Origin of the sequence: Leifsonia sp. Leaf264, assembly GCF_001422325.1 — a bacterium.
In the GTDB taxonomy this organism is placed as follows: Bacteria; Actinomycetota; Actinomycetes; order Actinomycetales; family Microbacteriaceae; genus Orlajensenia.
Genome location: NZ_LMMR01000010.1, coordinates 18,450 through 41,691 on the forward strand (window position 1 = coordinate 18,450; position 23,242 = coordinate 41,691).

The 23,242-nt window shown below is 70.5% G+C and carries 16 protein-coding genes; 10 read left to right on the forward strand and 6 right to left on the reverse strand.

Going from position 1 to position 23,242, the window contains the following annotated elements; translation table 11 throughout:
* The first annotated feature begins 83 nt into the window (after positions 1–83).
* The 8 genes from sucC (at position 84) to ddaH (ending at position 9,914) form a co-directional block, all read left to right on the forward strand.
* The gene (gene sucC, locus ASF30_RS21170) at positions 84–1,253 is read left to right on the forward strand and encodes an ADP-forming succinate--CoA ligase subunit beta (protein ID WP_055911398.1); all 1,170 of its coding nucleotides are present in this window, start codon (positions 84–86) and stop codon (positions 1,251–1,253) included.
* A 29-nt stretch (positions 1,254–1,282) separates the two neighbouring features.
* On the forward strand, positions 1,283–2,170 hold the full coding sequence (gene sucD / locus ASF30_RS21175; RefSeq protein WP_055911400.1) for a succinate--CoA ligase subunit alpha: 888 nt from the start codon (positions 1,283–1,285) through the stop codon (positions 2,168–2,170).
* Between the two features lie 155 nt (positions 2,171–2,325).
* Positions 2,326–3,888 (forward strand): hypothetical protein, encoded by a 1,563-nt coding sequence (locus ASF30_RS21180; RefSeq protein WP_200918507.1) that lies wholly within the window; start codon positions 2,326–2,328, stop codon positions 3,886–3,888.
* Positions 3,889–3,921: 33 nt separating this feature from the next.
* Complete coding sequence (locus tag ASF30_RS21185; RefSeq protein WP_055911404.1) at positions 3,922–5,181, forward strand: cell division protein PerM; 1,260 nt, start codon at positions 3,922–3,924, stop codon at positions 5,179–5,181.
* 62 nt (positions 5,182–5,243) lie between these two features.
* Positions 5,244–5,837 carry a phosphoribosylglycinamide formyltransferase gene (gene purN / locus ASF30_RS21190; RefSeq protein WP_055911406.1) on the forward strand — a complete coding sequence of 198 codons (594 nt, stop codon included), beginning with the start codon at positions 5,244–5,246 and terminating at the stop codon, positions 5,835–5,837.
* Positions 5,834–7,435 (forward strand): bifunctional phosphoribosylaminoimidazolecarboxamide formyltransferase/IMP cyclohydrolase, encoded by a 1,602-nt coding sequence (gene purH, locus ASF30_RS21195; RefSeq protein ID WP_055911408.1) that lies wholly within the window; start codon positions 5,834–5,836, stop codon positions 7,433–7,435. The genes purN and purH overlap by 4 nt, the downstream gene beginning before the upstream one ends.
* Positions 7,436–7,539: 104 nt before the next feature.
* A complete protein-coding gene (locus tag ASF30_RS21200; protein ID WP_055911410.1) occupies positions 7,540–8,631 on the forward strand; it encodes a Glu/Leu/Phe/Val dehydrogenase family protein in 1,092 nt (363 codons plus the stop codon).
* A 32-nt stretch (positions 8,632–8,663) separates the two neighbouring features.
* Entirely contained in the window at positions 8,664–9,914 is a 1,251-nt protein-coding gene (gene ddaH / locus ASF30_RS23545) for a dimethylargininase (protein ID WP_055911412.1), read from the forward strand.
* On the opposite strand, the gene ASF30_RS21210 is transcribed toward ddaH, so the two are convergent.
* Genes ASF30_RS21210 through ASF30_RS21225 form a run of 4 tightly spaced genes read right to left on the reverse strand, consistent with a single transcriptional unit; the run spans position 9,895 to position 17,072 of the window.
* Complete coding sequence (locus tag ASF30_RS21210; RefSeq protein WP_055911414.1) at positions 9,895–10,596, reverse strand: ABC transporter ATP-binding protein; 702 nt, start codon at positions 10,594–10,596, stop codon at positions 9,895–9,897. The genes ddaH and ASF30_RS21210 overlap by 20 nt on opposite strands.
* Positions 10,593–11,663, reverse strand: a complete 1,071-nt coding sequence (locus ASF30_RS21215) for an ABC transporter ATP-binding protein (RefSeq protein ID WP_082468257.1) — start codon at positions 11,661–11,663, stop codon at positions 10,593–10,595. The genes ASF30_RS21210 and ASF30_RS21215 overlap by 4 nt, the downstream gene beginning before the upstream one ends.
* 4 nt (positions 11,664–11,667) lie before the next feature.
* Positions 11,668–14,385: an FtsX-like permease family protein gene (locus tag ASF30_RS21220; RefSeq protein WP_055911416.1), complete on the reverse strand. Its 2,718-nt coding sequence runs from the start codon at positions 14,383–14,385 to the stop codon at positions 11,668–11,670.
* Complete coding sequence (locus ASF30_RS21225; RefSeq protein ID WP_055911418.1) at positions 14,382–17,072, reverse strand: hypothetical protein; 2,691 nt, start codon at positions 17,070–17,072, stop codon at positions 14,382–14,384. The genes ASF30_RS21220 and ASF30_RS21225 overlap by 4 nt, the downstream gene beginning before the upstream one ends.
* Before the next feature lie 452 nt (positions 17,073–17,524).
* Here ASF30_RS21225 and ASF30_RS21230 point away from each other — a divergent pair, with 452 nt between their 5' ends.
* Positions 17,525–19,390 carry an ABC transporter ATP-binding protein gene (locus tag ASF30_RS21230; protein ID WP_055911420.1) on the forward strand — a complete coding sequence of 622 codons (1,866 nt, stop codon included), beginning with the start codon at positions 17,525–17,527 and terminating at the stop codon, positions 19,388–19,390.
* The gene (locus ASF30_RS21235; protein ID WP_055911422.1) at positions 19,387–21,192 is read left to right on the forward strand and encodes an ABC transporter ATP-binding protein; all 1,806 of its coding nucleotides are present in this window, start codon (positions 19,387–19,389) and stop codon (positions 21,190–21,192) included. The genes ASF30_RS21230 and ASF30_RS21235 overlap by 4 nt, the downstream gene beginning before the upstream one ends.
* A gap of 36 nt (positions 21,193–21,228) precedes the next feature.
* Here the strand turns inward: ASF30_RS21235 and ASF30_RS21240 are convergent, their stop codons facing one another.
* Positions 21,229–22,500, reverse strand: coding sequence for a type III PLP-dependent enzyme (locus tag ASF30_RS21240; protein WP_082468258.1), 1,272 nt, complete (start codon positions 22,498–22,500; stop codon positions 21,229–21,231).
* The gene (locus tag ASF30_RS21245) at positions 22,445–22,960 is read right to left on the reverse strand and encodes a hypothetical protein (RefSeq protein ID WP_157497569.1); all 516 of its coding nucleotides are present in this window, start codon (positions 22,958–22,960) and stop codon (positions 22,445–22,447) included. Before ASF30_RS21245 ends, ASF30_RS21240 begins: the two co-directional genes overlap by 56 nt.
* Positions 22,961–23,242 lie beyond the last annotated feature (282 nt).

Below are 23,242 nucleotides of genomic sequence, written 5' to 3' on the forward strand. Positions count from 1 at the left end.
GTAATCGCGCGGACTCGGGTCACCGAACACATCCCCTGAAAAGCCAGCGCCGCGCGCTCAATGCGGATTGGAAGTCACGCAACGTGGATCTTTACGAGTACCAGGCCAGAGACCTGTTCGAACAGTACGGTGTCCCGGTCCTGCCGGGCATCGTCGCGGACACCGCCGACGAGGTGCGGGCAGCGGCCGAGAAGCTGGGCGGCGTCGTCGTCGTCAAGGCACAGGTCAAGGTCGGAGGCCGCGGCAAGGCCGGCGGCGTCAAGGTCGCCAAGAACCCCGACGAGGCCTACGAGGCAGCACAGGCCATCCTGGGCCTGGACATCAAGGGCCACGTCGTCAAGCGCGTCATGGTCGCCGGTGGGGCGCGCATCGCGCAGGAGTACTACTTCTCCGTCCTGCTCGACCGGGCCAACCGCTCCTACCTGTCGCTCACGAGCTTCGAGGGCGGCATGGAGATCGAGCAGCTCGCCGTCGAGAAGCCCGAGGCGCTCGCGCGCATCGAGGTGAACCCGGGTGAAGGCCTCGACCTCGAGACGGCCAAGGCCATCGCCGTCGCTGCGAAGTTCCCGGCCGAACTGGTCGACAAGGTCGCACCGGTGTTCGTCAAGCTCTACGAGGTCTACACCGGCGAGGACGCCACCCTCGTCGAGGTGAACCCCCTGGTTCTCACCGAGGAGGGCGACATCATCGCCCTCGACGGCAAGGTCACGCTCGACGAGAACGCCGGGTTCCGTCACCCGAACCACGCCGAGCTCGAGGATGCCGCTGCAGCCGACCCGCTCGAGGCGAAGGCCAAGGAGTCGGACCTCAACTACGTCAAGCTCGACGGCCAGGTCGGAATCATCGGAAACGGTGCCGGTCTCGTGATGTCGACCCTCGACGTCGTCGCCTACGCCGGTGAGAACCACGGCGGAGTGAAGCCCGCCAACTTCCTCGACATCGGCGGTGGAGCATCCGCCGCCGTCATGGCGGCCGGCCTCGACGTCATCCTCGGCGACGAGCAGGTCAAGGCCGTGTTCGTGAACGTCTTCGGCGGCATCACCGCGTGCGACGCTGTGGCCAACGGCATCGTCGGTGCTCTCGAGACCCTCGGCGAGCACGCCAACAAGCCTCTCGTCGTGCGCCTCGACGGCAACAACGTCGACGAGGGCCGCCGCATCCTCAACGACTACAACCACCCGCTCGTCACCCTCGCCGCCACCATGGACGAGGGCGCCGACAAGGCCGCCGAGCTCGCGAACGCCGCCGCGTAGGCCACGGACAAGGACAGGATTCAATAGACATGTCGATCTTCCTCAACAAGGACTCCAAGGTCATCGTCCAGGGCATCACCGGCGGTGAGGGCACCAAGCACACCGCCCTCATGCTGAAGGCGGGAACCCAGGTCGTCGGCGGCGTCAACGCCCGCAAGGCCGGAACCACCGTCACCCACGGCGACGTCGAGCTGCCCGTCTTCGGAACCGTCGCCGAGGCCGTTGCGACCACCGGTGCCGACGTCTCGATCGCCTTCGTTCCGCCCGCCTTCACCAAGGACGCCGTGATCGAGGCCATCGACGCCGAGATCCCGCTGCTCGTCATCATCACCGAGGGCGTCCCCGTGCAGGACTCGGCCGAGTTCTGGGCGTACGCCCAGGCCAAGGGCAACAAGACCCGCATCATCGGCCCGAACTGCCCCGGCATCATCACGCCGGGCGAGTCGCTCGTCGGCATCACCCCCGCGACGATCACCGGCAAGGGCCCCATCGGCTTGGTGTCGAAGTCGGGCACCCTGACCTACCAGATGATGTACGAGCTGCGCGACCTCGGCTTCTCGACCGCCATCGGCATCGGCGGCGACCCGATCATCGGCACCACGCACATCGATGCCCTCGCCGCGTTCGAGGCCGACCCCGAGACCAAGGCCATCGTCATGATCGGCGAGATCGGCGGCGACGCCGAGGAGCGTGCGGCCGACTTCATCAAGGCGAACGTCACCAAGCCCGTCGTCGGCTACGTCGCGGGCTTCACGGCTCCCGAGGGCAAGACCATGGGCCACGCCGGCGCCATCGTGTCGGGCTCGGCCGGAACCGCCCAGGCGAAGCAGGAGGCCCTCGAGGCCGCCGGAGTCAAGGTCGGCAAGACGCCGAGCGAGACCGCGCGCCTCATGCGCGAGGTGCTCGCAGCGCTCTGACGCCATCGCAGTGACGAGGGGCTCGCCGGCATCGGCGGGCCCCTCGTGCGGTCCCGGCGTCACCTGACGCCGTTTGTGCCAGAGACCTGTCGGGCGCGCGTTCCTTGCCGATACTGTGAGGGACACGTGACGAGAGGGCGGGACTGATGGCGCGGTTGACGAATGCAGAGTTGCAGCGGCAACTCGAGTTGCTTGCTGCCGAGAACGCCGAACTGCGCCTCAGGCAGAGCGAGGCCGAGGAATCGGGTGGAGTCGAGTCCGAGGAGCTGCGGCTCCAGCAGGAGGATGCGGCGACCGCTCTCTCCCTCGAGGCCGAGCAGCAGCGCAGAGAGCAGGCCGAGGCAGCCGCAGCCCTCGCCGCCGAGAACGCTGCCCTGCGCGCAGAGCTCGAGGCCGCCCGCAGCGCAGCCGAGACCGTTCCGATCAATCCCGTCGACGAGATCCTCGTGCCGACGACCAAGGTGCGCCGACCCCACAGCAGCCGCTGGTGGGCCGTGCTCTCGGCATTCCTCATCGTCATCGGGCTGATCCTCGCCCCCACGGCCGTCGTCGCGGGCTGGGCGAAGAACCAGCTCTCGAGCACCGAGACCTTCGTCGCCACGTTCGCGCCGCTGGCCGACGATCCCGCGGTGCAGGAGCTCGTCACGGACCAGGTGGTCGTCGCCATCAACGACCAGGTCGACGTCGACGGCCTCACCAATTCGCTGTTCGATGGCGTTCAGGAGCTCGGCCTCGGCCCGAAGGCCTCTGCCGCGCTCGACCTGCTGCGGGCTCCCGCCGTGGCCGGCATCCAGTCGCTCATCCAGGACTCGGTGTCGAAGTTCGTCGAATCCGACGCCTTCTCCGCCATCTGGGAGCAGGCGCTGACGGTGACGCACAACCAGCTGCTCGCGACCCTCAACGGCGACGAGAACGCGGCCATCGGCATCGATGACAAGGGGCAGATCGGCGTGCAGCTCGCACCCATCATCGACGAGGTGAAGAAGGTCCTGGTGAACCAGGGCATCGGCTTCGCCTCGCAGATCCCGACCATCGACAAGACGATCGTGATCGCACAGTCCGACCAGGCCGTGCTGGCCCAGTCGCTCTACGGGGTCGCCGTCGCCATCGGGATCTGGCTGCCCTGGGTGGCCCTGGCCTTCCTGGTCGCTGGAGTGCTCGTCGCCCGCCGCCGCATCGTCGCGATCCTCGGCGCGAGCATCGGCCTCGCGATAGCCATGGTCGTGCTCGCCAGCGGGCTCGGCGTCGGCCGCATCCTCGTGATCGCGAACCTGGCGCCGTCGATCATGTCGGCCGCGGCCGCCGGTGCCATCTACGACCAGGTGCTCGTCTTCATCCACGCGACGATCACCTCGGTGGCGGTCCTCGCCGTCACCGTCGCGATCGTCAGCTGGCTGTCGTCGTCGTACGGTCCCGCGGTCAAGCTGCGCTCGCTGTTCCTCGGCTGGGTGTCGTGGCTGCGCTCCTCGGCAGAGGAACGTGGCGTGACCACCGGCCGCTTCGGCGAGTGGCTCTACCGCCAGCGGGTCCTCGTGCGGATCGCCGTCGGTGTCATCGCGGCGGCGCTCATCCTCTTCGTGCGACCGCTCAGCCCGGCCTTCATCATCTGGACGGCGGTCATAGCGATCATCGTTCTCGGCATCAGCGAGCTGCTCCAACGTCCCGTCGTGACGGTGCCGGAGGATGCCGACGAAGACACCCCGATCGTCGTCGCCTGAGGCCGGGCATCCGGAGGGTAGAGTCCCTCACGGATGAACCGCATAACGACCGCACTGATCGCCGCTCTCGAGGCGCTCGTCGTCGTCGCCGTCGGTATCGGCATCCCGCTCGTCCCGCTCACGATCCTGTGGGCGACCACTCTCGGCATGGCATCGGACTGGGTGCCGTTCTGGCGGGCGTCCGTCGACGTCTGGCTCGTCGGCCACGGCGTCGACCTCACGGTGCGACTCCCGGAGGCGTTGGCCACGACGACGGGTCTCCCGGATGCCGCCGAGCCGTTCACCATCACGATCGCCCTGCTCGGCTTCGCCGTGATCACGGCGCTGAGCGGCCTGCGGGTCGGTCGACGTTCTGTCATCAGCGGCGACAGGCTGCTCGGGATCGCCGTCGCCGCGGTCACGTTCGCGGTCCTCGCCGCCCTCGTCGCGCTCAGTGCGGCGACCACTGTCGCCACTCCCGCTGCCGGGCAGGCCGTCGTGATCCCTGTCGCCGTCTACCTGTTCGCGATGATCATCGGATCCGAGTGGGAACTGCAACGACTGCCCGCCGACCGATGGGATGCCGCCGCCCGATGGGTGCGCGGCCGCATCGGCGCCTGGCCCCAGGTCGTGCGCGGGGGGATCGCCGCAGCATCCCGCGGAGCCGCCGTCGCCGTCGCCGGGGTGATCGGCGTCGCCGCGACAGTCGTCGCCGTGATGCTCGTGACGCACTACGCGACCATCACGGCCCTGTACGAGACCCTGCAGGCCGGGGCGATCGGCGGGATCGCCATCACGCTGCTGCAGCTCGCCCTGCTCCCGAACCTGGTCATCTGGGGCGCGGCCTGGCTGATCGGTCCCGGCTTCCTGATCGGCACCGGATCGAGCGTCGCACCCGGGGGGACGGTGCTCGGAACCGTGCCGGGCCTTCCGGTTCTCGGCGCCCTGCCGCAGGGGGAGCCAGCCATCGGCATCCTCGGAGTGCTGGTGCCCATGGCCTTCGGGGTGGCCGCTGGGTGGCTGGCCCATCGCCGGGTGCCGTCCGTCGCCACGCGACTCGAGCTGACTGCCGTCGGCGTCGGAACCGGCGTGATCGCCGGCATCGTCTTCGGGCTGCTCGCCTGGTGGTCGGGTGGGGCCATCGGTCCCGGGCGCCTCGTGAGCGTCGGTCCCGAACCGTGGCTGGTCGGCCTCCTCGCGGCGGCCGAGATCGCCGTGCCGGCCGTCCTCGTGCTGCTGGCGTCGGACTGGCGCGGCTCGGCTGCCGAGCGCGCCATGGCTGAACTGCATTCCGACGAGCCTGCGCGCGACTGAGCCTCGGCACCGGCGCAGCCGCCCGGCATCCGCACCGCATGTGCTCGGGTAGGCTCGATGGCGTGCTGTCGCTCGTGGTCCTGATCTCCGGAGGGGGGTCGAACCTCCGCGCCCTGCTCGAGGCATCGCAGGACGCCGAGTTCCCCGCACGCGTCGTGGCGATCGGTGCCGACCGCGACGCCGACGGGCTCTCCCTCGGCGAGGAGTACGGCATCCCGACCTTCACGGTCGCCTACCCCTCCTACCCCGATCGCGAGACCTGGGGCGACGCGCTGCTGGAGCAGATCCGGGCGTGGGGTCCCGACCTCGTGGTGCTCAGCGGGATGATGCGCCTGCTGCCGCCTCGTGTGGTCGCGGCGCTCTCGCCGAACCTCATCAACACGCACCCCGCCTACCTCCCGGAGTTCCCCGGCGCACACGGCGTCCGTGACGCCCTCGCGGCCGGAGCCAGCGAGACCGGTGCGAGCCTCATCGTCGTCGACAACAGCGTCGACGGCGGACCGATCATCGCGCGGGAGCGCGTGCCGATCCACGACGGCGACACCGAGTCGTCGCTGCACGATCGCATCAAGCCCGTCGAGCGCCGCCTCCTCATCGAGGCCGTTCTCGACATCGCCAACGGACACGTCGATTTGAAGGAACTCTCCCGATCATGAGCGGCCCCAGCCACGACCCCAGCCTGTACCGCGACCGCGACGTCGTCCCCATCCGTCGCGCGCTCATCTCGGTGAGCGACAAGACCGGCCTGCTCGAGCTCGCCGGCGCCCTCGCGTCGTCCGGGGTCGAGATCGTCTCCACGGGTTCGACGGCGTCGACCATCCGCGACGCCGGATTCGCGGTCACGGATGTCGCCAGCGTGACCGGCTTCGCCGAGGCCCTCGACGGGCGCGTCAAGACGCTGCACCCCGCCGTGCACGCCGGACTCCTCGCCGACCTCCGGCTCGAGTCGCACGAGGCGCAGCTCCTGGAGCTCGGCATCGCGCCGTTCGAGCTGGTCGTGGTGAACCTCTACCCGTTCGTGCAGACCGTCGCGTCAGGCGCCCCGGCATCCGACATCGTCGAGCAGATCGACATCGGCGGGCCCGCGATGGTGCGCGCCTCGGCCAAGAACCACGCCAACGTCGCGATCGTCGTCGACCCGGCACGCTACCCGCAGGTCATCGCGGCGGTCCAGGCCGGCGGCACCACGCTCGCCCAGCGTCAGGCGCTCGGCGCCGAGGCGTTCCGTCACACGGCGAGCTACGACGTGAACGTCGCATCCTGGATCGGCAACGTCGTCGCTCCGGATGACGAGGGCACGGGCTTCCCCGGCTGGCTCGGAGGCACCTGGACGCGCCAGCAGTCGCTGCGTTACGGCGAGAACTCGCACCAGCCCGCCGCGCTCTACGCCAACCGCGAGGGCGGCGGCATCGCCCAGGCCCGCCAGCTCCACGGCAAGGAGATGTCGTACAACAACTACGTCGACGCCGACGCCGCGCTGCGTGCCGCGTTCGACTTCAGCGAGCCCGCCGTCGCCATCATCAAGCACGCGAACCCCTGCGGTATCGCGGTCGCGACTCCGGATGCCGCTGACGCGATCGCCTCCGCCCACGAGCGGGCGCACGCCTGCGACCCCGTGTCTGCGTTCGGCGGGGTGATCGCCGCGAACCGCGTCGTCACTCGGGCCATGGCCGAAACCGTCGCAGGCATCTTCACGGAGGTACTGATCGCCCCCGGATTCGAGCCGGAGGCGCTCGAGATCCTGACCGCGAAGAAGAACATCCGCCTGCTCGAACTTCCCTCCGACTACGCCCGCAGCGGCATCGAGCTGCGCCAGATCTCGGGCGGCCTGCTCGTGCAGCAGGCCGATGTGCACTTCGCACCCTTCGAGGACTGGACCCTCGCCGCCGGAGCGCCGGCCGATGAGGCCACCCGCGCCGACCTCGAGTTCGCGTGGCGCGCCTGTCGGGCCGTCAAGTCGAATGCCATCCTGCTCGCCTCGGGTGGGGCATCCGTCGGCGTCGGCATGGGCCAGGTCAACCGCGTCGACTCCTGCCAGCTCGCCGTGACCCGCGCCGGCGAGCGAGCAGCAGGATCGGTGGCGGCGTCGGATGCTTTCTTCCCGTTCGCGGACGGCGCCCAGATCCTCATCGACGCCGGAGTGACGGCGATAGTGCAGCCCGGTGGCAGCATCCGCGACGATGAGGTCATCGCTGCGGCCACTGCGGCGGGCGTGACCATGTACTTCACGGGGGAACGCCACTTTTTCCACTGACGGCCTCCTCGTCGGCGGCTGATCCCGCGCGTATCCTTGAGAGCGGCACACACCCCGTGCCGCCACACCCTGCCCACGAAGCAGATCCTCAAGGAGAATCGACGATGACTCTCATCGATACAGCACCAGCGCCCGCACCAGCCCCGGCCGTTTCAGCACCAGCCCCCGATTTCGACCACGAGCGCGTTCTCGTCGTCACAGGCCGGCGTTCCGGTCTCACGATCATCGTGGCCGTGCACTCGACCCGCCTCGGCCAGGCCCTCGGCGGCTGCCGCGTCTGGCAGTACGACGACTGGCAGGATGCCCTCGCCGACGCCCTGCGCCTCTCGGCCGCGATGACCTTGAAGAATGCGGCCGCCGGGCTCGCTCGCGGTGGCGGCAAGGCCGTCATCCACGTTCCCCGAGGAACCGTGCTCACCGAAGAGGGTCGGCACGCGGCCATGCTCGACCTCGGCGACGCGGTCGAGAGCCTCGATGGCGTCTACATGACGGCGGAGGACGTGGGCACCAGCGCCGAACTCATGGCCATCGTCGCCCTCCGCACAGCCCACGTCTGCGGCCTGCCGCCCGAGCAGGGTGGCGTCGGCGAGCCGGCTGACGCCACGGCTGCCGGCGTCTTCGCCGCGATCGAATCGACGTTGGCAGCCATCGACGGCTCGCGCGACGTCGCTGGGCGCCGCATCGTCATCTCCGGCCTCGGCCAGGTGGGCGGGCGGCTCGCACGGGCCCTCACCGCCGGTGGCGCGAAGCTCACGGTGACGGATGTCGACGCCTCGAAGAAGGCGCTCGCGGCTGAACTGGGCGCACGCTGGGTCGAACCCGGCGACGCCCACACAGTCGAAGCCGACCTCTTCGTGCCGTGCGGTCTCGGAGGTGCGTTGACCGACCGCGTCATCGACGAGCTGCGAGTGCGCGGAGTCGTCGGCGCCGCCAACAACCAGCTGGCCGCCCGGGACGGTGCGCGCCGACTGGCCGATCGCGGCATCCTCTGGGCCCCCGACTTCGTCGCCAACGGCGGCGGTGTCATCTACCTGGACGGGGCTTCGGCCGGCGACGCCGACCTCGACGCGATCGACCTGCGCGTGCAGGCCATCGGCGACACCGTCAGCGCGATCTTCCGCGAGGCGGCGGCAGCAGGCGCGACGACGCTGGAGGCGGCGGAGCGCATAGCGGAGGCTCGGCTCCACGCGGCCTGAGCGGAGGGTGGGCGGCCGGTAGTGTCGCAGTCATGACTTTCTCGAGTGCTGCAACGCGACCCCCTGTACCGGCCGTCGACCTCGGGCGCCGCATCACTGCCGGCGTGCTGTCGGCGATCGTCGTGGTCGTCGTCGCCCTCGCGGTCACGAGTCTGGCGTTCTTCATCGGCGGCCAGCAAGCGACGGCCGCCCTCACCGGGGCAGCCAACTTCTTCCTGGTGCCCACGATCGTGGCCGGGGTGCTCCTCGCGATCTTCAACTCGCTCGGCGCCACTCGCTGGTGGCTGCCGGCCCTCGCCGGCGGTCTCGGCGCCGGGCTCATCGGTGCCGTGCTCGGCTCCGTCATCACCGTCGCCGGTGGGGGCGCGGCCGTCGACGCCGCGGTCCTCGGGCAGATCGTCGCGAGCCTCCTCGGCTTCAACCTGTTCTTCGTGCTCGCCGTGACCCTCGGCGAGGTGACCCTCGGCCGCAGCGTCACCGCGGTCGTCCTGGGCTATCGCAGCGGAGAGCCCGGGGACTCCCGCAGGATCGCCCTCGTGCGCATCCCGGCCGAGAACCTGGCCGACGGCATGGTGACCCACATCGAGCGCGAGAGCATCGACACCCAGGTCGCCGACGAGCAGTGGGACAACTACTGCGCAGCCCTCACCGCCGAGGGCTGGAGCGTCGTGGAGGTTCCGGCCGAGCCGCAGCTCGCCGACTCCGTCTTCGTCGAGGACGCCGTCGTGATGTTCGGCGACCTGGCCCTGATCACCAGCCCCGGCTCCGAGGCGCGACGTGCCGAGATCGCTGGCGCCGAGGAGTCCGTTCGCACGATTCCCGGCGTGCACGTCGAGCGCATCGAACTGCCGGGAACCCTCGACGGCGGCGACGTGCTCAAGGTCGGATCGACGGTGTACGTCGGCCGGTCGACGCGGACCAATGCCGAGGGCATCCGTCAGCTTCGCGTGCTGCTCGCGCCTCTCGGCTACACGGTCGTCGCCGTCCCGCTCACGAAGGCCCTGCACCTGAAGAGCGCCGCGACGGCCCTGCCCGACGGCACCGTGATCGGCTACCCGCCGCTGCTTGACGACACCACTGTGTTCGACCGCTTCGTGGCCGTGCCTGAAGCCGGGGGAGCGCATGTCGTCGAACTCGCTCCAGACACCGTGCTGATGGCCGGCTCCGCCCCGGTCAGCGCCGCCCTCATCTCCGACCTCGGGTACCGCGTGGTGACAGTCGACATCTCCGAGTTCGAGAAGCTCGAGGGCTGCGTCACCTGCCTCAGCGTGCGGGTGCGCTGAGGTCGCCTGCCCCGCGCAGTCGTCCGTCGTGCATCTCGAGTACGCGATCCGCTCGCTGCACCAGGAGCGGGTCGTGGGTGGAGACTATGGCCGCGATTCCGCGGTCGTGCACCAACCCTGAGATCAGGTCCATGACCGTCGCGGCCGTCCCGCTGTCGAGCTGGCCGGTGGGCTCGTCGGCGAGCAGGATGCCGGGACGCGACACCAGTGCCCGGGCTATGCCCACGCGCTGCTGCTGCCCGCCCGACAGCTCTGCCGGCCGCTGGGCCGCGTGGTCGGAGAGCCCGACGAGGGCGAGCGCCTCGGCGACGCGGGCATCGCGTTCGGCTGCCTCGGTCCTGGCCAGCCGCAGAGGTACCTCGACGTTCTCGGCGGCCGACAGGACCGGGATGAGCCCGAAGCCCTGGAAGATGTAGCCGAGACCGGTGCGGCGCAGTTCCGCGAGCTCGTTCTCACTGAGGCTCGTGAGTTCCCGGTCGCCCACCCAGACCTGCCCGGCCGTGGGACTCTCGAGGCCGCCCAGCAGGTTCAGCAGCGTCGTCTTGCCGGCGCCCGACGACCCGCGCACGACGAGCAGCTCACCGGGCGAGACGCTGAGCGAGACGTCGTCGACGGCGCGCACTGTGGCCTCGCCGACCGTGTAGTGGCGGCTGAGGCCCTCGGCCCGCAGTGCGATGCTCATGAGGCGTCTTCCTGAGTGGGGGCGGCGTGACGGCCGCGCGTGGGTGCGGCGGGCGTCTCTGCAGCAGGGCTGACAGAGGGTGCAGCGGTGGGTGCGGCATCCTGAATCGTCGACGGCTTGGGATGCGGCATGGCAGCGGGTGTCGGCGGAGCAGCCCGGCGCTGCTCCTGACCCGGGCGCACGGCCACGTGGTCGGGTTCGAGAGAGAGGCGCACCCTGTCGTGGAGGCCGAGCGCGCCGACGAAGTCGTGCGGGAGCTGCAGCCGGCCGACGCGGTCGAGCACGGCGAACTCCTCGGCGACGGCCTGTTCGGCGCCGTGCTCGTCGGTGCGCGTGCTGCGCAGCACCTCGGTCGAAGTGCGGCCGTCGCGGATCTGCACGGTGCGGGCCACGTGCTCGGACACCGTCGGATCGTGCGTGACGATGAGGGTCGTGACGCCGAGGCGCTCGTTCACCGACCGCATGGCCTCGAGGACCGATGCCGAGGTCGCCTCGTCGAGTTCGCCCGTCGGCTCGTCGGCCAGCAGGACAAGTGGCTCGTTCGCGATGGCGACGGCGATGGCGACGCGCTGCTGCTGACCGCCCGACATCTGCGCCGGCCGTCGCTCGGCGACCCCGGCGACGTCGAGCACCTCGAGCACCTCCCGGACGCGGGCCTCGCGATCGCCGCGGGCGCCGGCGACGGCGAGGGCGGCGGCGACGTTCTCAGCGGCCGTCAGGTAGGGGAGCAGGTTCCGTCCCGTCTGCTGCCAGACGAAGCCGACGCTGCGGCGACGGAATGCCACCCGCTCGCGTCGACCGAGGGCGAGCAGGTCGTGGCCGGCGACCCGTGCGATGCCGGCCGTGGGCACATCGAGCCCCGAGAGGATGCCGAGCAGGGTCGACTTCCCGGAGCCGGATGCCCCGATGAGAGCGACCAGCTCGCCGCGATCGAGGCGAAGATTGAGTCCCTGCAGTGCCTGGACCTCCACTCCCTGCGCCGTGAAGATGCGGACGAGGTCGGAGCAGAGCACGTCGGGCTCGCCGGTCTCTGTCGTGTCGATCACGCGGGTCTCCGTCTTCTCCATGGTGTCAGGCCTCCACTGTCCTCAGGATCGAACTGGCGCGTGCCCGCCCGGAGGCGAACAGCGCGATGATCGTGCATATGGCCGTCACCAGGGCGAAGCCGAGCACGAGGGCGAGAGTCAGGACCGGGTCCACCGCGAGCGCGGGCTGCAGCCGGCCTCCGGTGAAGCCGCGCAGGTCGACGCCGGCGAGGATCACCAGCGGAAGGCCGATACCGAGCGCCGCGCCGAACACCAGCGCGACCACGGCCATCGGCGCGATCTCCCAGACGGCGAGTGAGCGCGCCTCACGGCGGCCACCTCCGAGCATGCGCAGCAGCACCAGGATGCGGGCGCGCGCCGGACCTCCGAGAACGAGGGTCATGGCGATGGTGAGGGCGCTGAGCAGCGCGGTGACCGCGATGGCGATGAGCAGGGCGGACTGCAGGCCGGCCGCAGCCGGAGTCGAGGCCAGGACCGCGGCGGAGTCGGCCGGGGTGTCGACGGTCGCGGCATCGCCTGCCACGTCCTGCACTGCCGCCCGGGTGGCCTCGAGATCTGCGCCGGGCTCGAGCCTCAGCAGCATCACGTGCGTCACGGGGTTGACGACTCCGACCCTGTCGGCGAACCGGCTGTCGACGATCGCCCAGTTCGCCCGGGTGCTCAGAGCGGTGCTGCCGTCGACCGTCGCGACGATGGTGATGGGCTCCCCGTCGAGGGTGGCATCCGCCGACGTGCCGACGGCGGCCGTCGTCGCCCCCGAGGCGACGATCGGGACCGTATCGCCGTCGGCGCGCAGCGCCGACCCGACGGGCAGGGCCCCGGGAGCATCCCCCTGCACCCGACCGAGCGCCTCGGTGTCGACGACGATGATCGAGGTGTTGGTGCGGCGCCCGTCGACGTCGATGAGCGCGCTGTTCGCGCCGGACACCGTAGCGGCGTCCGCGACTCCGGGAACGGCGTCGATCTCCTCCACCTGTTCGGTGGTGAGCGGCGTCCCCTTCACGCGCAGATCGGCACCGACGGCCGTCACGGCAGCGTCGTCGATACCGGACCGGATGGTCGTGAGCAGCACTCCTGACGACACGGCGACGGCGACGCCGACCACCAGCGCGAGCACCGGGGCGAGCCCGGTCGCCGGATCGCGGAGCGCGCGCACCGGTCCGAGGTAGGCGCTGAGGCCGCGCCGCCCATGCGAGCGCCGAGCGAGCCACGCCAACGGAAGCGGGTAGAGCCTGAGGGCAGCGACGCACACGGCCAGCGCGAGCAGCAGGGGAGCCGCGGCGAGCAGCGGATCGATTCCGGATGCCGCCGCCGCCGTCGTGAGCCCGCGTTGCACCAGCGCGAAGGTCGCCACGGCCGCCAGGCCGACGACGACGAGCTCGACGATGATGCGCACCCGGCCGGAGGCCCGGCTCGCGCCGTCGAGGTCGTCGCGCTCGCCGCGCCGGAGGTCGGGCGCCGGAAGCGCGAGGAGCACGGCCGGCAGGAGTCCGAGCAGTACCGGCAGCAGGAGGGCGCCGACCGTGATCGGGCCGGTGGTGACGAGGATTCCGATGATCGATCCCACGATCGCGGCCGGAACGCCGATCACGAGTCCCTCGATCGCCATCATGCCGCGCAGGGTGCTGCCGCTCGCGCCCCGCGCCGCGAGCAGGCGGAGGGCGTCAGCTCGTCGGCCGCTGATCATCCGGCAGCCGAGCAGCAGCACGGCGATCATCACGCCGAGGGGGCCTGAAGCCGTCATGGCGAGCACGGCGTCGACGGCGGCATCCGTCGTCAGGGTGTCCTCGATGGTGTCGGCCGGACCGGCGGAGAACGACAGCATGGAGTCGAAGAACTCGTTCCGCGTCACCACGACGGTCGGAGGAGCCGACTCGAGGCGGCGCAACTGCTCGACCAGAGCCGGCGCGTCGGCCTGCGTCACGGCATCGGGATCGAGCGGGAACCACACCTCGACGCGCACGGCGGTGGGGGAGACGGCCAGAGCGGGAAGCTCAGAGGAGTCGACGAGCCCGGTGACCGTGTACACCGGAGGGCCGAGCGGCTCCTGCACGAGGCTCGGCTCGAGCAGGAGAGGGGCGTCCGACCAGTAGTCGTCATCAGGGTCGACGGGCTCGAAGACGCCCGAGAGGCGGGCGCTGTACGTCTCGCCACGATCGGCCTGGACCTGGCGGGTCTCGCCGACGCCCCAGGAGAGGATGTCGGCGTTGACGGTGGCGAGGCCGATCTCGACGACGTCGTCACCCGTGTCGGAGGGCGGTGAGCCGTCGGTGTACCGCACGTGCTCGGAGGCTCGGGGGTCGTAGGCGAGAGCCAGTTCGCCGTAGTTCTCGTCGCCGACCCTGGTGATGGGCAGGCTGTCCTGCGACAGGAAGTACTGCGGCCGACCCGTCGCTTCGCGAAGCGGAGACGGCAGGCTGTCGTGCAGGGCCACGACCCTGTCGTTGAACCCGCCCCACGCTGCCTGGGACTCCACGGGCAGCGCCTCGGGCCCGGAGGCGGCGCCGGCACCGGGGTCCGGCACGCCGATCGCCGCACCGGTGATGTCGCGTTGCGCGGGCTCGAGCGCACTGACCGCGTAGTCGAGCGATCTGGTGTGCATGGCCTCGACCGCCCGGGGTGCTGCAGCCGCGAGGGCCGACAGCAGGACGACGAGCACGGCCACGGTGAGTCCACCGGCAGGATGGGCGGCGAGATGGCGCAGCAGGAGCGCCGGGCCGGAGTGCGCTGAGCGGCGACTCACGACGCCTCCCCGACGGCCGACGGGCTGGAGGCGCGGCGACGCACGGAACGGGAGTGCAGCGCGATGATGACGGCCAGCGGCAGGCCGAGGGCGAGCAGGGCCAGGACGAGGGCGACGGCGCCGATCGATGGCGGCAGGCCCGTGACGAGAGACGCCTCGGCAACGGATGCGGCGGCGAACTCCGCGGCCGTGAGCGCAACGGTCGCGGCCCCGACGGCGGCACCGACCAGGCCGCCGGCGACGACCGCCACAGTGAGCTCGACCGCGCGTCCCCTGCCCTGCGCACGCGACGGCACGCCGATCGCCCGGAGGAGCGCCACTTCGCCGGAGCGGGCAGCGCCCAGCGCCGAGAGGATGCCGACGGTCGCGATGAGGGCGAGGGCGATGGCGGCTCCGACGCCAACCCACACGGCGACGACGACGGGCTCCGCGAGCTGCGTCGCGGCGCCGGGAGTCGCGATCGTGACGACGTCGGCAGAGCCATCAGCGGTACCGTCGGCCGACGCGGCCTCGATGGCTGCGGCGACGCGGGCCGGATCATCGGCCGCCGCCCAGACCTCGTTCGCCGCGGCGGTCGTGTCGTTGCCGCGCAGGAGAGCGTCATCGAGGGTGGCGAGTGGGAACAGGGCCGCGAGTTCGTCGGCCGAACCGGGCACCGATGGCGTGAGTCCGACGACGACGGCCGATCCCGAGCGCAGCAGCCCGTCGAACTGGTAGTCGAACGGGTCGCCGACCCTCAGCCCGCGCTTGTCGGCGAGGGCGGCGGAGATCACGGCAGGCACTCCTTGGCCCGCGGCATCCGTCGTCATGATCCGCCCGAGCGGCTCGGTCGAGGCCAGCGTGGCCTCGGGGGTGCTCAGCAGCGGCAGCGTCTGGGGAGCTTCGGGCGCCGTCTCGACGGCGATCAGCTCGATGACGATGCCGTCGGCGCCGTCGGCAGCACTCAATCGGCCGTCGACGGCGAGCAGGCTCCAGCCGCCGTCGATGACCGGCAGCTCGCCCGAGACCGTGGCGTGTCCTGAGCCGTCGACCTCGAGCGAGCCGAGGTCGATCGAGACGAGAGCTCCGTCGACGTCCGCGAGCCAGGCGCTCAGCGCGATCACGCCGCGTCGGCTGTCGTCCGGGGCGGAGACGCCCACATCGAGCCTCAGCGACTCGGAGCCCTCGGGGAGGGCGAGGCCGGGTCGCACGTCCTCGGCGAGTGCGGCGGCCAGAGCGGAGGTGTCGACCGTGCCGCCGACGTCGGCCAGCACCCCTGCCATCTCCGCGGGTGAGAGGGCTGTGAGCGAGGCCGGGTCGTCGCCCACCCGGATGGGAGCCGTGGCCACGGGGGCGGCATCCGTCACGCCGTCGATCTCGCGCACGGCAGCCGTCGTCGTCCCGGCCGTCGAGTCGTCGGAGAGGGCCACCCGCACCGAGGTTCCCGTCGCCTGCTGGGCCGAGGCCTCGGCCAGCGCGCGCCAGGTCGCGGAGTACCCCGAGGCGAATACGGCACTGCCCACGGCCAGGCAGACCAGGAGCACGGCCACCTGGAACATCGGGAAGCGCCGCGCGACCTGGCGGGCGGCGAGAGAGCCGGCGAGCCCGGTTCCCCGTGCCGTCGCCCGCTCGACGGCGACGACGACGGGCCGCAGCACGAGCACGGCGATCAGCGCCCCGGCCACGAGCACGAGCACGGGGGCGAACTCGGCGATGACGTCGACGCCCACGCCGCCGTCGGCGGAGGGAACGAGTGGCGAGCCGTACTGCAGCAACTGCGCGACGGAGACGGATGCCGCGACCGTGGCGAGAACCGCCCCGGTCGCCGTTGCCGCCAGGGTGCCGACGCCGCGTCCCGAGCGCTCGGCCCGACGCCCGGCCGCGCCGCCGAGCACACTCCGCGCGGCGCTGACCGCGGCCACGAGAAGCGCCAGGACTGCAAGGGCGACAGCGAAGGGCCAGCCGCTCAGCGAGGTCGCCTCGACGGGGTGCAGCAGCCCCAGCAGGGCGACGGCAGCCGCCGTGCCGACGATCGCCGCCGGGATCACCGTCACGGCGGACTCGAGCACGGCGAGCGTGCCCAGCTGCGAGGCCGTCATCCCTCGCGCCGTGAGCAGCTCGCCCTCGTCCGATCGGGCGCTGCGGAGAAGGCGTGCGATCTGGGCCAGCGCGAACCACGCGAAGACGAACACGAGCAGCAACGGAACCGGCTGGACTGACGAGACCGCGACGACACCGCGATCGAGCTCGGCGAGGGTGGCCGGCAGCGCCCCGGAGGTGGACACCGTCGTGGCGGGGATGGTCGCCGTGTCGAGCACCGCCACGAGATCGTCGATCTCGTGGCGCAGCTCGGTCGCACCCTCGGGCGTCAGCGCGTTCTCGGCCGGGGTGATCACCCACACCAGCGGGTCGTTCCCGTCGACGGAGCGCCCGACGTCGCCGTGCTCGACCGTCTCGCCGATCAGGGCGTCGACCGCGTCCTGGGCGGCCGCGGCATCGTCGGGGTCGGACGGATCGGCCGTGATCACGAACTCCGTGGCGGGTCCGGATGCCGCCAGCGCATCGTGCACGCCGGTCGCCGTCGACGTGGCGAGCCCTCCGACGATGCCGACGCCGGCCAGCGCCGCGACCGCCACGACGGCTCCGAGGCCGAGGAGGAGTCCTGCGTGGGCTCGTGCTCGCAACACGGCGAGACGGATCGATCCCACCGGCGCCCCCTCGTCTCATCCGCGTCCGCCGCCATGCCGACACTCCCGTCAGCGTAATCGACACATCCGAAGCAGATCGCGCGCCGCCGCCGTTGCGGTCGACGGATGCGCGGGTATAGTCTGCAAGGCTGCCTGCCGCCCCGCACGCGACGGTGGCACCCAGATTCGACGAAGACGCGCAGGAGGATGCCATGACGAAGACACAGAAGCCGACGCCCCGATCCGGAGCGACCACCGGCCTTGTCGTCGCGGCCCGCCTCGCCGCGATCACGGAGTAGCCGAACCGCACGCCGCACGGGCGACGCCCGTTCCGCACAGCGCAGGTCCGCACGACCGACAGGCGCTCACACTCAACACCACGCCGACAGCGGATTCCCGCTCGCCAGCGCCGTCCTCAGCACGGCCGCGCCACGAGCAGGCTCCTCGGCCACCCAGTCAGAAACGTACGAGACATGCCCGCATCCGTTCAGCACCAGCACCCGCCTCACGACCGTCCCGGAACGATCCGGACTCTCCTGAGGCTCTACCCCTACGTCAAGCCGGCCGTGCCCTTCCTCATCCTGGGCGCGGTCTCGGCCCTGCTCGCCAGCCTGGTCGCCCTCGCCATCCCCCAGATCCTGCAGGTACTCGTCGACGGCCCGCTGTCGACGGGCGACGCGTCGGCCATCTGGCCCGCGGCGATGCTCGTGATCGGACTCGGCGTGCTCGAGGCGATCCTCATCGCCCTGCGCCGCTGGTTCGTGCTCACGCCGGGAACCCACGTCGAGGCGACGATGCGCAACGGGCTGTACGCCCAGCTGCAGGACCTCCCGGTCGCGTTCCACGACCGCTGGCCCAGTGGGCAGCTGCTCTCGCGCGCCGTCAGCGACCTCGGCCTCATCCGGCGATTCCTCGCCTTCGGCATCATCCTGCTGGTGGTCAACGTGCTGACGATCATCGTCGGTTTCGGCATCCTCATCTCGATGAACTGGATCCTGGGCCTCATCTTCTTCGTGTGCTCGATCCCGCTGTGGATCTACGGCTTCGTGTTCGAGGGCAAGTACTCGACCATCGCCAGGCGCAGCCAGGACCAGGCCGGAGACCTGGCGACGGCCGTCGAGGAGTCCGTGCACGGCATCAGGGTGCTGAAGGCGTTCGGCCGGGGGAAGCACGCGCTCAAGAACTTCACCTCGCAGGCCGAGGACCTGCGCGGTACGGAGATCGAGAAGGCGCGTGCGATCGCGGGAATCTGGCTGTGGCTGCTCATGGTCCCCGACGTCGCCTTCGCCCTCTGCCTGATGGTCGGCGGATGGCTGGCCTCGCAGGGCGAACTCAGCGTCGGCACTCTCGTGGCGTTCTTCGCCACGGCGACGGTGCTGCGTTTCCCCGTCGAATCGATCGGCTTCCTGCTCTCGATGACCTTCGACACCCGCACCGCCACCGACCGCTACTTCGACATCCTCGACGAGGTGAACGCCATCCGCGATCCCGAGGCGCCCGTCACGATCGCGGAGCCCCACGGCGAGCTGCACTTCGATGACGTGCACTTCCGCTACCAGGATTCGCCCGAACGCTTCCCCGACCTCGTCGACGGCGTCGAACTGACGCTGCAGCCGGGCGAGACCATGGCCTTGGTCGGACTCACAGGCTCGGGAAAGTCGACGATCACGGCTCTCACGACGCGTCTCTACGACGTGACCGGGGGAGCTGTGCGCCTCGACGGCGTCGACGTGCGCGACCTCACCCGGGAGGAGCTCCGCCGGCACATCGCCATGGCCTTCGAGGACGCAACGCTGTTCTCGGCATCAGTGCGCGACAACGTGCTGCTCGGTCGCCCCGAGTTCTCGGAGCGGAGTCCTGAAGCGGATGCCGCCCTCGCCGAGGCGCTCGAGATCGCCCAGGCCGGCTTCGTGCACGACCTGCCCGATGGCGTCGACACCAAGGTCGGCGAGGAGGGCATGAGCCTCTCGGGCGGTCAGCGCCAGCGTCTCGCCCTGGCTCGTGCCGTCGCGGCCAAGCCCGCCGTGCTCGTGCTCGACGACCCGCTGTCGGCGCTCGACGTCGACACCGAGGCCCTCGTGGAAGCGGCGCTGCGACGGGTGCTCGCCTCGACGACAGCGCTCATCGTGGCGCACAGGCCGTCCACGGTCATGCTGGCCGACAGGGTCGCCCTGCTGCAGGACGGCCGCATCACGGCCGTCGGTCGTCACTCCGAACTGCTGGAGAGCAACGACCACTACAGGTTCGTCATCTCCAGCCTGGAGGACGAGGAGCGCCGCGACCAGGCGCGCCAGACCGATCGAGATCTGTTCGATGAGAAGGAGGGAGTGAGCCGATGAGCGTCATCGGAGTGGAAGGCGAAGAGCGCAACGACTTCAGCAAGGACGAGTCGCGCCAGATCCGCCGGCGATCCCTGCACCTGCTCGGTTCGCTGCTGCGGCCGCTGCGGGCGCAGGTCGCCCTCGCCATCGCCGTCATCGTCGTCTCGACGGCCTTCCAGGTGGCCGGGCCGGCGTTGATCGCGATCGGCATCGACCAGGGCCTTCCGGCTCTCATGAACCAGGACTGGGGACCCCTCGGACTGGTCGGTGCTGCCTATCTCGTCACGGGCGTCCTCGGCGCCGTCCTCATCGCCTGGTACACGGTGCTCAGTGCGCGCATCAGTCAGGCCGTGCTCATCGACCTGCGCACGCGCGTGTTCCTGCAGACGCAGAAGCTCAGCCTCGAGTTCCACGAGTCGTACACCTCGGGACGCATCATCTCCCGCCAGACGAGCGATCTCGACGCCATCCGCGAACTGCTCGACGAGGGCATCAACGGCCTCATCCGCGGCGTGCTGTACATGGGCTTCATCGGCGTCGCACTGTTCGTGCTCGACTGGGTGAGCGGCCTGGTGCTCGTCGTCTCGCTGGTTCCCCTGTTCGTGCTCACGCGCTGGTTCCAGACCCGTTCGCAGCGGTTGTTCCGCGAATCGCGGGTGGCGTCGGCGAAGCTCATCGTGAAGTTCGTCGAGTCGATGACCGGCATCCGTGCCGTCAAGGCGTTCCGCGTCGAGAAGCGCAACGGGAAGGAGTTCGGCGACCTCACCGAGGACTACCGCGACGTCAACGCCCGCGTCATCCAGCTCTTCGGGATCTTCGATCCCGGACTGGTGCTGATCGGCAACGTGGCTGTGGGCATAGTCCTGCTGATCGGCGGGTACCGCGTGATCGACGGCGAGGTGGCTATCGGCGTGCTGCTCGCGGCGCTGCTCTACACGCGGCGGTTCTTCGACCCCATGGAGGAGATGGCGATGTTCTACAACTCCTACCAGTCGGCGACGGCCGCGTTGGAGAAGATCTCGGGCGTCCTCGAGGAGAAGCCGAGCGTTCCCGACCCGGTCAAGCCGATCGACCTCTGGGAATCGACGGGCAACGTGCGGTTCACTGGCGTGCGCTTCGCCTACACGGCCGACCGGGAGATCCTGCCGAGCTTCGACCTCGACCTGCCGTCAGGGCAGACCGTCGCACTCGTCGGGTCGACCGGAGCGGGCAAGACCACCCTGGCCAAGCTCATCTCGCGGTTCTACGACCCGACAGATGGCGCCGTCACTCTGGACGGGGTCGACCTGCGCGACCTGCACCCCAAGGACCTGCGACGTGCGATCGTCATGGTCACGCAGGAGGCGTACCTGTTCTCGGGCTCCGTCGCCGACAACATCGCCATCGGCAAGCCGGAGGCGACCTTCGACGAGATCGTGGCCGCGGCGAAGGCGGTCGGTGCGCACGAGTTCATCGAGGGGCTGCCCAACGGTTACGACACCGACGTGAACAAGCGCGGCGGCCGCGTGAGTGCCGGTCAGCGCCAGTTGATCTCCTTCGCGCGCGCGTTCCTCGCCGACCCGGCGGTGCTCATCCTCGACGAGGCGACGTCGTCGCTCGACATCCCGAGCGAGCGCCTCGTGCAGGAGGCGCTGCAGACGCTGCTGTCCGACCGCACGGCCGTCATCATCGCGCACAGGCTGTCGACCGTCGCGATCGCCGACCGCGTCCTGGTGATGGAGTACGGCCGCATCGTGGAGGACGGCACGCCCGACGACCTCATCGCCGGTACCGGCCGCTTCGCCCAACTGCACGCGGCCTGGCGCGATTCGCTGGTCTAGCGTCCTGCGCGCTGAGGTGCTGACGACGTCGGCACCTCAGCGCGTGCCCGAGATGACGTGGATCCGCGTCGGTTCGAGACCGTTGAACCCGGATGCCGTCACCGAGGTGTAGGCGCCCATCATCGGACTCACGAGCAGGTCGCCCTCACCCAGCACGGGCAGGTCGATGCCGCGTGCGATCACGTCCACGCTGTCGCACGTCGGTCCGGCGAGAGTGACGCGCTCGCTGGCGGCATCCGGAGTCGTCGTCAGCTCACTCGCGGCGAAGACCAGCGGATGCACTCCTTCGGTCAGCACGTTGGAGTAGCTGCCGTACAGTCCGTCGTCGAGGTAGTGCCAGCGACCGTCGACGCGGTCGCTCGACCCGACGACCCGGGTGACCAGCGTCATCGCGGTCGCCGTCACGAACCGGCCGGGCTCGAGCAGAACAGTGTCGTTGCGGCCGCCGACGGCGATCGCCGTGCGGATGCCCGTGGCGAGAGCGGCGAGCTCGGGGACAGCCTCGTCGTAACCGATGGGGAACCCGCCGCCGAGGTCGATGACGTGGAACCGCAGTCCGAAGCGCGCCTCGAGCTCGTCCATGAGCCGGGTGGAGCGCTGGATCGCGTGCTCGAACGGTGCGACCGACGTCGTCTGGCTTCCGACGTGGAAACTGAAGCCGGCGACGCGCACCCCGTGGCGGATCGCGTCGCCGACGAGCGCCGCCGCCTGACGTTCGGTGGCACCGAACTTGGCCGAGAGGTCGCAGCCGGCGTCGGGGTTCGGGAAACTCAGGCGCACGAGAACGTCGACGTCGTGGGGCAGCTCGGCGATCTTCGACAGCTCGCCCGGATTGTCGACGACGAAGCGCCGGATGCCGCAGCCGTAGGCGTCGCCGATATCGGAACGGGTACGGATCGGGTGGGTGTGCAGGGTGCCGGAGAGATCGACGCCGTTCTCGCGGAGCAGGGCGATCTCTCCGCGGGATGCCACCTCGAACGACGCACCGGTGGCGGCGATCGTGCGGATGACGGCCGGATGCGGAAGCGCCTTGGTGGCGAAGTGGATGCGCGCATCCGGAAGCTCCCGTCGCAGCAGGTCGAGCTGCTCGCGCACCCGCGAGGTGTCGAGCACCAGCAGCGGGGAGCCGTGGCGGCGCACCAGGGCTGGCAGCCCGATGGCGGAGCTGTAGCGGGCCAGGGCGGCGCGGACGAGCTCGCGGTGCGAAGGCTCCGACCGCGCTCGTGACGTCGTGAACGACCGCCCGTCAGTCTCAGCGGACTCGTGGACCGACGGGTCGAGCAGTGTCGAGACGGATGCCGTGGTCATGGTTCTCCTTCGGGTGAGGCAGGATGATGCGCTTCGCGAACTCGAAGCTGGTGATGGTGATGGCGTAGAACACGACGTCGGACGCGAGCTTCGCGATGAGCCAGGCGAGCGGTGTCGCGCCCATCGAGGTCGGGATCGCCCAGAGCAGCGCGGGCCTGACGAGGAGGGTGTCGACGAGCTCGGCCGGTCCGAACTCGGCGAGGAGGGAGCGGAGGGTGAGCACGGTCGTTGCGAGCGGCCCGTTGCCCGCCGCGTGTCCGCGCGCGGTGCGCACCAGGATGAGGGCGTAATAGCCGATGGTCTCGGCGACGGTCCCGGCCACGGCGGCGATGGCGAGCGAACCCGTCGTCTCGAACGATCCCCAGGCGGCGAGCAGGGCGGCCGCAGTGCCGAGGACCTCCGGGGCGAGATAGCGCGCGACCCACACGTGGGCTGCTCGAGGCGATCGGGGGGAGGTCACGCAGGCGATCCTCGTCGGACGTTCGAGCCGCCGCCTCGGTGCAGGCACCTCAGTGCGGTGGGGGCAACCCGGACGTTCGAGGCGAGGAGCGCAGGGCCAGAGGCGCGGTGCGTTCGGACGCGGGGTTGCGTCGACGGACGTGAAGAGGGGGAGGACCTGTCGGGTTCAGGTCTTCCCCCTCTTCGTGAACCCGACCGGCTGGTCGTCTCCGTGTTCGGGTGCGGATGCCGACGAGCTGGATCTGCGAGTGGCGACCGCTGTGCCCGGTGCGCGTACGCGAGT

What these genes read in the sequence shown, in the direction of transcription:
- ASF30_RS21215 (WP_082468257.1), bottom strand. Translation starts at nt 11,663, where the DNA reads ATGGAGAAGACGGAGACCCGCGTGATCGACACGACAGAGACCGGCGAG.
- purH (WP_055911408.1), top strand. Translation starts at nt 5,834, where the DNA reads ATGAGCGGCCCCAGCCACGACCCCAGCCTGTACCGCGACCGCGACGTC.
- ASF30_RS21240 (WP_082468258.1), bottom strand. Translation starts at nt 22,500, where the DNA reads ATGACCACGGCATCCGTCTCGACACTGCTCGACCCGTCGGTCCACGAG.
- sucD (WP_055911400.1), top strand. Translation starts at nt 1,283, where the DNA reads ATGTCGATCTTCCTCAACAAGGACTCCAAGGTCATCGTCCAGGGCATC.
- ASF30_RS21230 (WP_055911420.1), top strand. Translation starts at nt 17,525, where the DNA reads ATGCCCGCATCCGTTCAGCACCAGCACCCGCCTCACGACCGTCCCGGA.
- ASF30_RS21235 (WP_055911422.1), top strand. Translation starts at nt 19,387, where the DNA reads ATGAGCGTCATCGGAGTGGAAGGCGAAGAGCGCAACGACTTCAGCAAG.
- ddaH (WP_055911412.1), top strand. Translation starts at nt 8,664, where the DNA reads ATGACTTTCTCGAGTGCTGCAACGCGACCCCCTGTACCGGCCGTCGAC.
- ASF30_RS21200 (WP_055911410.1), top strand. Translation starts at nt 7,540, where the DNA reads ATGACTCTCATCGATACAGCACCAGCGCCCGCACCAGCCCCGGCCGTT.
- ASF30_RS21210 (WP_055911414.1), bottom strand. Translation starts at nt 10,596, where the DNA reads ATGAGCATCGCACTGCGGGCCGAGGGCCTCAGCCGCCACTACACGGTC.
- ASF30_RS21185 (WP_055911404.1), top strand. Translation starts at nt 3,922, where the DNA reads ATGAACCGCATAACGACCGCACTGATCGCCGCTCTCGAGGCGCTCGTC.